Source organism: Colwellia sp. BRX10-1 (assembly GCF_014077545.1).
GTDB lineage: Bacteria > Pseudomonadota > Gammaproteobacteria > Enterobacterales > Alteromonadaceae > Colwellia_A.
Window position 1 is genome coordinate 99,258 of sequence record NZ_JACGWC010000010.1, and the last position, 13,714, is coordinate 112,971.

Annotated in this window: 11 protein-coding genes; 8 read left to right on the top strand and 3 right to left on the bottom strand. The window is 36.6% G+C overall.

The window, feature by feature from the left end; all coding sequences use genetic code 11:
- Positions 1-198: 198 nt before the first annotated feature.
- The 4 genes from H4J75_RS10535 to hppD all read left to right on the top strand — a co-directional run bounded on the left by H4J75_RS10535 (position 199) and on the right by hppD (position 6,841).
- On the top strand, positions 199-684 hold the full coding sequence (locus H4J75_RS10535; RefSeq protein ID WP_182215005.1) for a zinc ribbon-containing protein: 486 nt from the start codon (positions 199-201) through the stop codon (positions 682-684).
- A gap of 117 nt (positions 685-801) precedes the next feature.
- Entirely contained in the window at positions 802-3,204 is a 2,403-nt protein-coding gene (locus tag H4J75_RS10540; RefSeq protein ID WP_182215003.1) for an ATP-binding protein, read from the top strand.
- A gap of 499 nt (positions 3,205-3,703) precedes the next feature.
- Positions 3,704-5,506, top strand: a complete 1,803-nt coding sequence (locus tag H4J75_RS10545) for a DEAD/DEAH box helicase (protein WP_070376112.1) — start codon at positions 3,704-3,706, stop codon at positions 5,504-5,506.
- Between the two features lie 279 nt (positions 5,507-5,785).
- On the top strand, positions 5,786-6,841 hold the full coding sequence (gene hppD, locus H4J75_RS10550) for a 4-hydroxyphenylpyruvate dioxygenase (protein ID WP_070376113.1): 1,056 nt from the start codon (positions 5,786-5,788) through the stop codon (positions 6,839-6,841).
- A 157-nt stretch (positions 6,842-6,998) separates the two neighbouring features.
- Here hppD and H4J75_RS10555 read toward each other — a convergent pair whose 3' ends face one another.
- The 3 genes from H4J75_RS10555 to H4J75_RS10565 form a co-directional block, all read right to left on the bottom strand.
- Positions 6,999-7,721: a tRNA (adenine(22)-N(1))-methyltransferase TrmK gene (locus tag H4J75_RS10555; RefSeq protein ID WP_182222096.1), complete on the bottom strand. Its 723-nt coding sequence runs from the start codon at positions 7,719-7,721 to the stop codon at positions 6,999-7,001.
- A gap of 18 nt (positions 7,722-7,739) precedes the next feature.
- Complete coding sequence (rlmF, locus tag H4J75_RS10560) at positions 7,740-8,705, bottom strand: 23S rRNA (adenine(1618)-N(6))-methyltransferase RlmF (protein ID WP_182222097.1); 966 nt, start codon at positions 8,703-8,705, stop codon at positions 7,740-7,742.
- A 137-nt stretch (positions 8,706-8,842) separates the two neighbouring features.
- Positions 8,843-9,955 (bottom strand): DUF3083 family protein, encoded by a 1,113-nt coding sequence (locus H4J75_RS10565; protein ID WP_182222098.1) that lies wholly within the window; start codon positions 9,953-9,955, stop codon positions 8,843-8,845.
- Between the two features lie 588 nt (positions 9,956-10,543).
- Between H4J75_RS10565 and yegD the strand changes: the two genes are divergently transcribed.
- From yegD to hpf, 4 genes are all read left to right on the top strand, one after another.
- The gene (gene yegD, locus H4J75_RS10570) at positions 10,544-11,902 is read left to right on the top strand and encodes a molecular chaperone (protein WP_182214996.1); all 1,359 of its coding nucleotides are present in this window, start codon (positions 10,544-10,546) and stop codon (positions 11,900-11,902) included.
- A 101-nt stretch (positions 11,903-12,003) separates the two neighbouring features.
- On the top strand, positions 12,004-12,681 hold the full coding sequence (locus H4J75_RS10575; RefSeq protein WP_182171239.1) for a hypothetical protein: 678 nt from the start codon (positions 12,004-12,006) through the stop codon (positions 12,679-12,681).
- A 121-nt stretch (positions 12,682-12,802) separates the two neighbouring features.
- Positions 12,803-13,147: a YajD family HNH nuclease gene (locus H4J75_RS10580; RefSeq protein ID WP_070376120.1), complete on the top strand. Its 345-nt coding sequence runs from the start codon at positions 12,803-12,805 to the stop codon at positions 13,145-13,147.
- Positions 13,148-13,272: 125 nt separating this feature from the next.
- On the top strand, positions 13,273-13,611 hold the full coding sequence (hpf, locus tag H4J75_RS10585) for a ribosome hibernation-promoting factor, HPF/YfiA family (RefSeq protein WP_070377205.1): 339 nt from the start codon (positions 13,273-13,275) through the stop codon (positions 13,609-13,611).
- Positions 13,612-13,714: the final 103 nt, after the last annotated feature.

The window sequence follows — 13,714 nt, forward strand, 5'->3', positions numbered from 1 at the left end:
GTAAATTGACCGCGATCATGAACGCATAAAAATAATGGCGATAGAATACCTTATATACCTGTCTCACATCAAGATACTGTTTTGAGCATATTGAAGTAAAGTAAGGATATGTTATAGTTTTTAGAAGTTTATTTGATTTGTTTTTCTATAAAGCTATGACTAGCTATACTTAATCTATAAGTCGTCGAGGAATGTGTTATGAAATCAAAAAATAGTGTTTTTCAAGAGCTTTATCAAGCTTTAGTTACATGGGCTGAAGATGTTAACCAGCATGAGATAACTGATATCGTTAACAAAGTAGAGCAAAGTAAGCTTTACTTGCAAGCGGCAGAAAAATTACCCGAAGAGAAAGTTAAGCAGTTTGTTGATAATTTACGTTTTGATATCAACGAATTTATTATTCAAAATGAAGCACAAGCCAAACATTCCCTCTATTTAGGCTTACTCAATGAGTCTTTCTGGAAAAATATGCAAGCGATCACTGATAAGTCACAAGTGGAGTGGTCAGAGCTTGATGAAGATATTAAGCATCGTGGTCTATATAAAACGGGCGACTTTATTGGTTTTGGTTTGTTAGAGTGCCAGCATTGCCAAGAAAAAATAACATACAGTCATGCGGCGGATGTTGCTGATTGTTTTAATTGCGGCGGTAGTTCTTTTATAAGGTTACCCTTTGCTCCTTAAAACGAAGCTGGGACGCCACTAAAATTTACTAATTATTTAAAATGAGGGTACACTGGCAGTATTAAATTTATTAATTATTATACGCTTGTTTTTTAAGCGTTATCAGTGAGATATTGCATGCCTTCATCCGTTAAGTTAACTTCTTCAATTACTCGGTTACCTGTTGAAAAATTAACTGCTCAATTATCTGCTGAGCAGTTTTCTAATGCTGAAGTCACTCCTGATGTAGAGCAAATTATTATCGGTCATGCTCGCGCTAAAGAGGCGCTTGAATTTGGTTTGTCTATGGAAGCTCCCGGTTTTAATGTTTTTGCTATGGGAGAGCATGGTACGGGTAGACAAACCTTAATTAAGCAAATGTTAGCGACAACCGCTGGCAATCAAGAAACGCCTTATGAATGGTGTTATATCAATAATTTTGATGATGTTCATGCACCGCACAACCTCTATTTAAGTCCCGGAGATGGTAAACAATTATTGGCACGTATCAATACTTTTATTGATGAATTATTAGACTTATTTCCTGAGATTTTTGATAACCCAAGTTATCAACGACAAAAGTCGGCGGTTGATCGCGCATTTAATAAAAAATATGATCAAGCCATCGCTGAAGTCGAAGAAAGTGCTTTAAAAGATAATGTTTTATTGTTTGAAGAAAATGGAGAGATTGGTTTTTCTCCGCTGGTTGAGGGAAAACCTTTAAATGATAAAGAATTTGCCGGTTTAGATGAAGGCAAACGTGCTGACTTTTATCTGTTGTTAGATAAATTAGAAAATTTCCTCTCTGAAAAATTGATCGAATTACCACAATGGAAACGCATCTCATCTGATAAATTACGTAAATTAAAAAATGAGACAGCAGAACAAGCTATTAGGCCATTTCTAGAAGAATTAGAGCATGAGTTTGCCAGTAATATTGGCGTGTTAAAATACTTGTCAAAAGTAAAAACCCATGTAGTTGATACTGTTTTAGAAATTCTTGTTGATGAAAGTGTTGAGAACAGAAACGATAAAGATGCGCGTAAACTTATGGTTGAACAATTTTTACCTAATTTACTTGTTTCTCAAAAACCTGATGCTGGCGCTCCTGTTATTTATGAGCAAAACCCAACCTTTCAAAACTTATTTGGCCATGTTGATTTCGCGAGCTTTCAAGGAAGCACCTATACCAGTTATCGATTAATTAGACCTGGAGCGTTACATAAGGCTAATGGCGGTTATTTAATTTTAGAGGCAGACAAGCTACTCAATCAACCCCTTGTCTGGGCACGTTTAAAATTAGCGCTTAAATCACAAGAAATTACCATTGAAAATCCTTACTCTGAATATAGTCAACCGGGCTCATTTAGCTTACAACCTGAAAAAATTCCATTAAACGTTAAAGTTATATTGCTCGGTGACCCCGAAATTTATTACATGTTGCAAGACTATGATCAAGAGTTCACCGAATTATTTAGGGTCTTAGCAGACTTTGATCAGTATCTTGAAAGTAACGAAGAAAATCTTAATGATTACGCTCATTTGATTCGCCAGCGTGCACATAAATACAACTATCCACATGTCAGTAATGAAGCTGTATTAGAGCTAGTGCGCTATGCATTGAGACGTGCAGAGCATCAACATAAAATTTCGGCTAATATTGTTCAAGTAAACGACTTACTTGATGAAGCTTTTTATTTGTGGAAGAAAACAGACAACAAAGGTCATTTAACTGCCAGCCATGTTGCTTTAGCGCTTGCAGCTAAACAGCGAAGAACTGGCCGAATGAGTGAGGCATGGTTAGGTGAAATAAAAGAAAAACAAGTATTGATTGACACCCAAGGGCACCATATCGGTAAAGTAAATGGTTTAACTGTCTTAGAAATAGGGGACAGTGTTTTTGGAACGCCTGCGCGCATCACAGCAACCGTTTATGCGGGAAGTGAAGGCGTCACCGATATAGAAAGAGAAGTAGACTTAGGTAAGTCTATTCACTCCAAAGGTGTGCTGTTATTAACCGGGTATTTAGGACATAAATACGGGCAAGGTTTTCCAGTGTCAATTTCTGCCAACCTTGCAATAGAACAGTCTTACGGACATATTGATGGTGACAGTGCGTCTATGGCGGAACTTTGTGCGCTTATTTCTGCTATTTCTTTACTGCCAATTAAACAAGGCTTTGCCATTACTGGTTCGATTAATCAGCACGGAGGTGTGCAATCAATTGGTGGCGTTAATGAAAAAATTGAAGGTTTTTATCGTTTATGTAAAGACGAAGGCTTAACGGGAAAGCAAGGGGTTATTATTCCGCGCACCAATGTTAATAATCTGATGTTAGCGGACGATGTTATTGAAGCGGTTAAAAACAACCAATTTGCCATTCACGCTGTTGAAGACATTGATCAAGCATTAGAGTTGCTGATGAATGAACCCGCTGGAGAAATTAGTCGAACGGGGCGCTACCCAAGAAAATCTATTCATGGTTTAGTTTTAAATAAACTTTCACTTTTTTCTGATTTGTTAACGGGTGCTGACGAGTAATTAAAATATTATCTACGTTTAACTGATTTTAATATAGGTCAGGCATATATAAGCGTCTGGCCTTTTTTATATCAATGTCTACATAAAATGACCGATATAGCTCAGGCCACAGAGGATTACTTGTCAGTATTTGTAATTTAACCATAGCCGTTTCTTTTTCACGGTCAATCTCATTACCCCTGTTATTTATCTTTATTGGTATTAAATACATTTTTCTGATTGTTTTTTGAACAAAATGATTTATATACCTTGAATAATAAATAAATGTCAGTATAATGCGCGCCTCGATAACAGTGATTCTGACTTGAATATTTTCTTTCACACTGGTTATACGAAATGAGTGGGGTTTTCCGCCCAATAGACTTCTTAGCTAATATTCTTTATTAGCCCTATGTTCTTTAGTGAACGTGCCTTAAGTCTTCCTGGTGGTTTCCTCGTATATAACGCGGAATGTTTTGGTTACTTTTAACCTATTCCGCCACAAGAGAAGACAAAATTTATGACTACTTCTAACGATGCTCCTGTGAGCTTTGACTCTTTAGGCTTGCCTGAAACTTTATTATCTGCTGTAAAATCTATCGGTTTCGAAAACTCAACTGATATTCAAGCAAAAACTATTCCGCCATTATTAGCTGGTAAAGATGTTTTAGGTGAAGCACAAACAGGTACAGGTAAAACTGCTGCCTTTGGTTTACCTGCATTGGCTAAAATTGATGTTTCATTGAAAAAGCCACAGTTAATGGTGTTAGCACCAACACGTGAATTAGCGATGCAAGTTGCTGAAGCAATTGAAAGCTTCGGTAAAAATATGAAAGGTTTATTGGTTGCTACTTTATACGGTGGTCAATCATACCAGCCACAATTTCAACAATTAGAGCGTGGCGCTCAAGTTGTTGTTGGCACACCTGGTCGTTTAATGGATCACTTACGTCGTAAGAGTCTAAAACTAGGTAACTTATCTTTTTGTGTACTTGATGAAGCTGATGAAATGCTTAACATGGGTTTCCTTGAAGACATTCAGTGGATACTTGACCATTTACCAGAAACGACGCAAATGGCTTTGTTCTCTGCAACTATGCCACCAGCAATTCGTAAAATTGCTAACCGTTTCTTAAAAGATCCAGAACATATTAAAATTGCTGCTGTTAAACAGTCAAAAGCAAATATTTCTCAATTTGCTTGGAAAGTTAGTGGCATTCGTAAAATTACCGCTTTAGAGCGTATAGCTGAAATCGTTGATTACGATGCGATGATAGTTTTCGTACGTACTCGTAGCGACACGGTAGAAGTTGCAGAACAATTAGAGCGAGCTGGTTACCCAGCATTAGCTTTAAACGGCGACATGAACCAAGCACAGCGTGAACGTTGTATCGAACAAATGAAATCAGGTAAGTCATCTATATTAGTGGCAACTGATGTTGTTGCTCGTGGTTTAGATATTCCACGTATTTCATTAGTGGTTAACTATGATTTACCAGGCGACAATGAAGCTTATGTTCACCGTATCGGTCGTACAGGTCGTGCAGGTCGTGAAGGTATGTCAATTGCATTTGTTCGTCCTCGCGAAATGCACTCTCTACGTCATTACGAACGTTTAACTTCAGGTGTTATTAACACTTATGAATTACCAAATATTGAAGAAATTGGTAAAAAACGTATTGAACGTACACGTGTTGAAATGGCACAAATTGTTGCAGATAAAGATTTAGTAAACATGCGTGAAATTGTTGAAGCAATGGCCAATGAATCAGAGCTTTCTATGACTGATTTAGCTGCAGCTTTATTGTTCCAAAAACAATTAAACCAGCCATTACAACCAAAAGAAGATCCTAAGCCTCGTCGTGAAACGCGTGAGCGTAGTGACCGTGATTCTAGAAGTGAGCGTGGTGGTCGTAACGAAAGTCGTGGCGGCAGAAATGAACGTGGTGGTGAACGTGGCGCTGAGCGTGGTGGCGAACGTGCTCCTCGTAAAGTTAAAGTTAACCGTACCGACGTTGATTGGCAGACATACCGTTTAGAAGTAGGTAAAGAGCATGGTGCACGTCCTGGTGATATCGTTGGCGCAATCGCTAACGAAATTTCGTTAGATAGTAGCTACATTGGTGCAATTAACTTACATGATAAACATACTTATGTTCAGTTACCAAAAGGCATGCCAGAGAAATCATTTGAGCAATTAAAGCGTGTTAAAATTCGTCGTCAATCATTAGAAATTACGGTTTCAGATGTTAAAACGGTTGAATCAACACCAACAACTGATCGTCCTCGTAAACGTCAAGAGCGTTCTAATCGTCCTAGCTAGTCGATAAATAAATAATAAAAAGGTACGTATATCGTACCTTTTTTTATGCCTGTAATTTACCAAAAAGCATGAATACTTTAGCGTTAATTAGTCATGTAAACATAACTGAACAGCTGTTGGCTAAGCACTATATGGCTTGTCTCGACGTCGAATACATTCCGCACAGATAGCACGTACATTTTCTGTTACGCTGCGATGTTTTATTAGATTTGCTTTGCGCTATCTCTTCATTGAAAACCTAGTAATAATGCACCCATTGATTCTTTAAGAGAGATAAACATGACTGATGTAAAAAATCCACTTAACCTTCGTGGTATAGAATTCACTGAATATGCGACACCCGATTCAGATTTTATGGAAAACGCTTTTTATGGTTTTGGTTTTTCAAAAACGAAAAAGTTTAAAGGTCGTGATATCGATTACTTTAATCAAAATGATATTCATTTTTTATTAAACAATGAAAAAGCAGGCTTTTCAAAAGAATTTGCTAAAAGCCATGGTCCTGCTATTTGCTCTATGGGCTGGCGTGTAGACGATGCTGATTTTGCTTTTGAAGAAGCGATTAAGCGTGGTGCTAAATCTGCGGCTAACGAAGACAACAAATTACCCTATCCAGCTATTTTTGGTATTGGTGACAGTTTAATTTATTTTATTGAGAAATTTGCAGCATCAACGACTAATCCGGGTTCTATCTACGAAGATGACTTTGAAGCGATTGACGCTCCGGTTATTAACGAAGATAAAGGTTTTTTACGTGTTGATCATTTAACGAACAATGTTCATCAAGGTACGATGGAGCATTGGGCTAATTTCTATAAAGATATTTTTGGCTTTACCGATGTGCGCTACTTTGATATTAAAGGTGAGAAAACTGCACTAATTTCATACGCGTTAGCATCGCCTTGTGGCACTTTCTGCTTACCAATTAATGAAGGTAAGGGTAAGAAGAATAACCAAATCGATGAGTACTTAGATGAGTATAACGGTCCTGGTGTTCAGCATTTAGCCTTTATCAGTGATGACTTAGTTGGTTCTTTAGACAAGTTAGATAAAAATATTATTGATACCCTTGATATCGTCCCTGAGTATTATGATGACGTATTTAAACGCATTCCTTGGGTTAAAGAAGATCATAAACGCATTCAAGATCATCAAATTCTTGTCGATAGCCAAAAAGAAAACTCGTATTTATTACAAATTTTCACTAAAAATATTTTTGGTCCAATCTTTATCGAAATGATTCAGCGTGTTGACGACCAAGGTTTTGGAGAAGGCAATTTTACCGCTTTGTTTAAATCTATTGAGCTTAACCAAATGGAAAAAGGTACCGTTTAATTTTTATAAATTAGCGGTATAATGATTAAAGGTCTGCTTATGCAGGCCTTTTTTGTTGCTATTTTGCGTTTGTTTAAGTGGCTTAGTTACTTGATTTTTAACGAATAAACTTAGATGTAATACAAATTAATCAAGATTTGTTTTAAGGTTTTCTTAGCTAGGTTGTAAGGGAAGAGTATTGTTCAATAATACGGTTAATCGTTTGTTTCTCATTATCTTTTGCGGCCAGTAACATACGCTTATAATGGCCAATGGTTTTCGCTAAATATTGTTGATGTGATTTAATCGACAAATCCCACATTTTATCACCGGTAGGTGATATTTTATTTAAAGGATTATCAATTTCGGCAGATGCACCAAACTGTTTTTTGACATGGATAATTTCATAGCAACGTTTGTTTTCAGTAACGATACATTCATCCAGTAAAATAAAATTATGAGCTATTAGGGTTTGTCTTACAGGGTAGTTGTAATGCACGGGGCAAACGATAAACTCTATTTCGCTTGTTGGGGGAACGAGCGAGTTTTGCTGAAAATTAGTGATGATACTTTCAATAAAACTAATGAGTAGCTCTCCACCAACGCCAGCAATAATAACTAACTGTTTATCTTGTATTGCCAACGGTAGCTTTGCGACATCAATACAATGGACCTGCCAAGCTTGAATATAGTCGTCTGCACTAAAGTGCTTTTGTAATAATGATTCAAGATGCGTGGTTAATGAGGGAACAATATCGACAAAATGCACGGTGTCAGCTGTTTGGCGCTTTAATAATGTTAGTCCCAGTAAACCATGATCACAGCAACAATCCCAAATGCTTTGATAGTGAGTACTGACCATATTATCTATTTTTTGCAATCGTTGACTAATGTTTCTCATCTGCGTGCTTAAACCAAATTAAACCAAATTAAACCAATTTTTTTGCTGGCTTTCATCGAGAAAACTCCAAGCAATAAAACGACTGATTTTTTGTCCTTGCGCCATATCTACAACTTTTATTTGTTTGGCTTTCGACTTATTAAGCGTCTGCTTTAGTTGGCTAATGTGGTCTTTTTTTGACACTAAGCAGGTAAACCATAGCACTTGTTTTTGGATAGATTTACTTTCTTTTATCATCTGATTAATAAAGGCAAGCTCGCCACCTTCGCACCATAATTCCGCATTTTGACCGCCAAAATTTAACGGTACACTGGGACTGGTTGTTAGCGAGGGGTTGAACGTTTTTTTATTTGCCGCTAAATTTTTGACTTTCCGAGCTGACCCTTTTGTTGCCTCAGCCAATGAACGATGAAAAGGAGGGTTACACATGGTTAATTCAAAGCGATCATCTTCTTCAATGATGCCATTAAATATTTGTGATGAATTCGGCTGTAAGCGACAAGTAATCGATTTTTTAAACGACTTGTCAGCAGCGATTATTTGCTTGGCAACTTTAATGGACGTCGGATCTATATCGGTGCAAGTAAACTGCCATTGATATTCACGTTGACCTAAAATAGCATAAATGCAACTTGCCCCAGCGCCTATATCAAGCACTGATACTTTGCTTTCCTTTAAGGTTGAAGTTGCAGGGAGTGATATTGCTAATAAATCAGCAAGATAATGAATATAGTCGACTCTGCCAGGGATAGGTGGACATAAATACCCCGTAGGTATATCCCATTGATTTACTTGATAGTGATATTTCAATAATGCCTGATTAAGTGCTTTTACCGCCTTTGCATTGGCAAAATCAATAGATAAGTTCTGATATTTATTGGTATGAACAAAGGGTTTTAATGTCGGTAACGACTGGCACAGTGCTAAAAAATCATAACCGTTGTTATGGCGGTTGCTTGGATGAAGGTTTTGTTTTAATGGCACGAATTTTCTCTACAAATAAATATCCCTAACATTTTAACATTTCCTTTATAGCCATGCCACATGATAATAAATGATAAGTTTGTCGTATATAAAGGTTATACGACAAACGTCAATAGCATCATCTTTACTTGGGTGGTTTAAAGGTCATAACCTAGGTGCTGGTGTAAGCGGATGACTAATTCTTCTTTCGAATTAACATAGCCTAGTTTTACAGCAGTTGAACGCAGTGCTTGTTCAGCTAAATTAAGGAATTTACCATAGCCTTGACTCGTTTTATGATCTTCTGTTGCTATGATAACAAATTGTATGGAATCAACTAAGCAATCGCCAGCAAAATGTAAGGTGAAGTTATTATTAGGTTCAAATGGGTTGAAGCTTAATTTTTGTAACTCACCTGCAGCTTTATGCTTTTCTTCCAAACGACTTCTGACGATAGGTATTAAACCATTAGCTAAAATAGCACCTTCGAATAAATGTTGCTTATTAGCCGACTCAATAAAAGCATGGCTGATTAAATCATAGAGTGGTTGATAAGGTTGCTCTTTTGATTTATCAATATTAAGTAGTTCTTTGATGCGGCGGTTAATAGGTAAATCAGCCACTACATAAGTAAGTACATCTCTTTTGTCTGGCAAGCTAATATCATCAGCGGCATAGCGATTTTTTAAAGTACGTAATTTATGGGTTTGTGTACCCGTAACGCCTTTATCTTTAGAGAATAAATCATAAGTAAAATGTTGGTGATCACAGACTCTTACTGTTGATTTATTAATGTGGTTAACGTCAATAAACTCATTTAAAGCGAGCAGAACATTCTTATGAAACTCTGCTGAGGTTTGGCGAACATCGTCACCATTAGCTAAAAATACCAGTGTAATAACTCGCACGCGCTTTTTGCCATTAATGTAAGTGTTTTGGCTGTAATGGTTGCGTGGACTGTACAAAAAAAGAATTTCTTCATCAGTTTGTACGGTTAATTTTTCTGGGCTATAACGGATACGAGCAAATTTTCCGTTAGCAATAAATTGTCCACTTTCTATGTCTAATTTATTATTCACGTCAAAGAAACTGTCAGCTAAATGTTGATATAGACGCTGGTAGGGCTGCTCACTAGTTCGATCAATTAATTGATTGTTTAGGCTGATTAACTCGTCAGTCAGTGGGAATTTAACTAACAAGTAGTGATTAGTACGCGCAGATGACGGAATGTATACTTTATGCTGATTATTACGAGAACGTGAGATAGGCATTTTATTTCCTTATTAAATAGAGTCATAAATCTTAAAGGCATTATAACAAGAAGCGTCTGTATTCACATGATCTAAAACAAAAATTTGGAGTATGATCACTTTATCCTCACGTTTAAAAATTTTCGAGGGTAAATAAATATCAGCAAGTTAGTGAACTAATAGCCATTTTATTATTAGAGCATACCCCGATGAAAATACTAAAAAGTAAATGTACTATTAAGCTCATTTTTTTTATTAAGTAGCGCATTTTGCAAATGAGCACCTAATGCGCAGGACTTAGTGGGTAAAACATACGGTGTGGCACATTTATATCCACTGAGAAAAATATATTTTGATAGTCGTAATAATCATGTTCAAAAGAGACAGTTAATTAACTAAGGCGTTTTTAAACAAAAGTATTAGATAAATAAAGTTATTTTTAATTGTACTGAAGATTATTATTTAATGTCATTGGTACCAACTGAATAAAATGTAAATACCCGCGTTATTAAACCGATTACATCACTGAAATTTATTAATGAGTTGAAAATTACTCACTTGCCCAGTATGCTACGCGACCCCTTTTAGACTCAGTGGTATAAATAAACAATGATAGGTTTTGATTACGGTACTTCAAATTGTGCTGTCGCAGTAATGGAAAGTGGCCAGCCGAAGATATTATCTTTAGGCGAACATGGTAAGTATATTCCTTCAACACTATACGCACCAAGTCGAGACATTATTTCTCATTGGTTATGTCAACAATTAAGTGAAGAGCAACAGCTCCTGTTCAAACAACAACGGGTTGGTCCGTTACAAAGGGGTCAGAATGTATTACGAGAGCTAAAGCTCGATGGCATCCCTAGTGAATTATCGTTTGGCCAAGCGGCGCTGAATCTATACTTAGAAGATCCTGAAGAAGGTTATTATATTAAGTCACCAAAATCCTTTTTAGGGGCGAGTGGTTTGGTTGATAGCCAAATTAACTTGTTTGAAGATATTGTTGCTGCAATGATGAGCAACATAAAAACATTGGCTGAAGAAAACCAGCAAAAAGAAATAACGCAGACTGTTATTGGCAGACCGATTAATTTTCAAGGCTTAAAAGGTGAAGAAAGTAATCGTCAAGCGTTAACGATATTAACTAATGCAGCTAAACGCGTCGGTTATAAGAGTGTAGAATTTCAATATGAGCCAGTTGCCGCTGGTTTTGAATATGAAGCAAGTTTGCAAGAAGAAACGAAAGTTTTGGTTGTTGATATAGGTGGTGGTACTACTGATTGCTCAATGTTATTGATGGGACCACAATTTAAAAGCAGTACTTCAAGAGAGCAACACTTGCTTGCGCACACCGGTGTTCGTATTGGTGGTAATGATTTCGATATTCAATTAGCGCTCAAGGGAATAATGCCAAGCCTAGGGATGAATGATACGTTAAAAACGGGTAAACCTATGCCTGTTAATAGTTTTAATCAAGCTGTGGCCATTAATAATATTAACGAGCAAACTAATTTTTACAGTCAAGCCAATTATCGTTATTTGCAAACGCTGCAACGCGATGCTAAACAGCCTGAGGTATTCTCACGTTTGTTAAAGGTTCACCAGCAAAAATTAAGTCATCTTATTGTTAATGGTGCAGAGCAAGCAAAAATAGGCTTAACCGAACAAGACTCTCAGCCAATATACCTAGATGAATTAGCTGATAATTTAAAAGTAGAAGTTAATCGTGCCTTGATGTTGAAAGCAAGCTCTTCACAATTGAAGCAAATTGCTCAATTGATGAATGAATGTGTGGTGCAAGCTAATTGCCAACCTGATGTGATTTTTGTTACTGGAGGCTCAGCAAAGTCACCGGTGTTAAACCAATTTTTACGTGAGCAAATGCCAAATACGCCGGTGATTGCTGGCGATCACTTTGGCAGTGTAACCGTTGGCTTAGCGCGCTGGGCTGAAAAAGTATTTCAATAGCATGACTATTTCACTGCAATTATCTTGTAATAGTAGTGTCAACAATGTTAAAAACAATACTGTGGAGTTGTGACTGGTTTTACATTTAAAAAGGAATTGATATGTGTATTAAAACATTAAGTTTTATTTGTTTTATTTATAGTTTTTTCACCTTCAGTGGCTTAGCTAATAATTATCAACCGATAGTTGTTGGCGTTAATGAGAGCATTGCCGGTAAATCACTTGATCAATATGCGAATACTTGGTGGCAATGGACCCAAACAATGAGTGATAGAAGCTCTCCGGTGCGTGATAGTACGGGAGAGTTTTGCGGTGTTAATCAAAAAGGGAATGTTTGGTTTTTAGCCGGTGGTTATGGCACCTCGAAAATAAAGCGGCATTGCATTATTCCTTATGGTAAACATATCTTCTTTCCTATTATTAATATGGCGTATTGGCCAGAACAAAATGTCAGTAAAACCTGTGATGAAGTAAAACAAGAAGCGGCATTAAACAATGGAGAGTTGTATTTTGTTTATGCTGAACTCGATGGCCAATCTATTCCCAATATCCGTAATAATCGAATAAAATCAAAAGAGTGTTTTGATTTACACGCATTACTTGCGAAAACACAAGCAACAGAAAAAGTTTATCCTTCTGCTACTGATGGCTATTGGTTAATGTTGCGCCCCTTAGCTAAAGGTGTTCATACGTTAAAGTTTAATGCCCAGTACCATCATGATAATTCGGTACATGGACATATGATGCAGGATATTGAATATAAGATTGAAGTCATTTAAATGCGTTAAGCCTTTGAAGCGTTATCTTGATTGAATTGAATTGAATTGAATTGAAATAGACATTGAACATATTTAAGCAGCATTTTACAATGGTTTATGTTTACTTTCATATTGCTTAATTATGTCCTCTGATACCTTAGGCGCAAGCCTCAATTACAAAGCCAAAGAAAAGGGTTATCGTGACCGTGCCCTCAAATTATTTCCTTGGGTCTGTGGCCGCTGTGCTCGTGAGTTTGTTTATTCAAACCTTATGGAGTTAACTGTGCATCATGTTGATCACGACCATACTAATAATCCAAATGATGGAAGTAATTGGGAACTGTTATGTATTTACTGTCACGATAACGAACACGCTAAATATACAGATCACGCTAAATATAAAACAGAAGTTATTGCCGGTGATACTAATCAAGATACGGCAACCTATAATCCATTTGCTGACTTGAAATCAATGCTTAAGAAATAATTTATTTATATTTCAATATGGTTACAATTTTTTTTCATTTTTTTACAAAATTACCATTGTGTTTTACCGAGATAACCCCGAGTATATTAAGTGAAGACAATTTTCTCTTAGTAAAAGGTAACATTATGAAAATAAATATTTCCGGTCACCATGTTGAAATTACTGAAGGTATCCAGCAGTCAATTGAGGACAAGTTTAAAAAAGTTGCTAAGCATTACCCAAGTCTCACTTCTATTAGCGCAATTATTACCGTCGAGCCTCATCAACAAAAATTAGAAGTTTCTACTCACTATGAAGGTAATGAGATCTCCGTAACGGCATCAGGAAAAGAGTTGTACGCTGCTATTGCAAGTGCCGCTAAAAAGATGGAAGCAGCCCTCGCTCACCGCAAAGGTGTCTTAGCTGCAAAATTACATAAAAAATATGAAGTTGAACAATCAGATGCATTTTTACCTGTGGAATAAATGTAATCGAATTAGTTTATTATCTTAACAAAGGTTGCTATGAGCAGCCTTTTTTATGTTCAGGAAAATGTTGATAACAGCTTTAGGCATCCTAGTCTTTGCT

Excerpts from the sequence above, each read along its gene's own strand:
- H4J75_RS10580 (WP_070376120.1), top strand. The coding sequence starts at position 12,803 with ATGTCCTCTGATACCTTAGGCGCAAGCCTCAATTACAAAGCCAAAGAA.
- H4J75_RS10555 (WP_182222096.1), bottom strand. The coding sequence starts at position 7,721 with ATGAGAAACATTAGTCAACGATTGCAAAAAATAGATAATATGGTCAGT.
- H4J75_RS10545 (WP_070376112.1), top strand. The coding sequence starts at position 3,704 with ATGACTACTTCTAACGATGCTCCTGTGAGCTTTGACTCTTTAGGCTTG.
- hppD (WP_070376113.1), top strand. The coding sequence starts at position 5,786 with ATGACTGATGTAAAAAATCCACTTAACCTTCGTGGTATAGAATTCACT.
- hpf (WP_070377205.1), top strand. The coding sequence starts at position 13,273 with ATGAAAATAAATATTTCCGGTCACCATGTTGAAATTACTGAAGGTATC.
- H4J75_RS10535 (WP_182215005.1), top strand. The coding sequence starts at position 199 with ATGAAATCAAAAAATAGTGTTTTTCAAGAGCTTTATCAAGCTTTAGTT.
- H4J75_RS10575 (WP_182171239.1), top strand. The coding sequence starts at position 12,004 with ATGTGTATTAAAACATTAAGTTTTATTTGTTTTATTTATAGTTTTTTC.
- H4J75_RS10540 (WP_182215003.1), top strand. The coding sequence starts at position 802 with ATGCCTTCATCCGTTAAGTTAACTTCTTCAATTACTCGGTTACCTGTT.
- H4J75_RS10565 (WP_182222098.1), bottom strand. The coding sequence starts at position 9,955 with ATGCCTATCTCACGTTCTCGTAATAATCAGCATAAAGTATACATTCCG.
- yegD (WP_182214996.1), top strand. The coding sequence starts at position 10,544 with ATGATAGGTTTTGATTACGGTACTTCAAATTGTGCTGTCGCAGTAATG.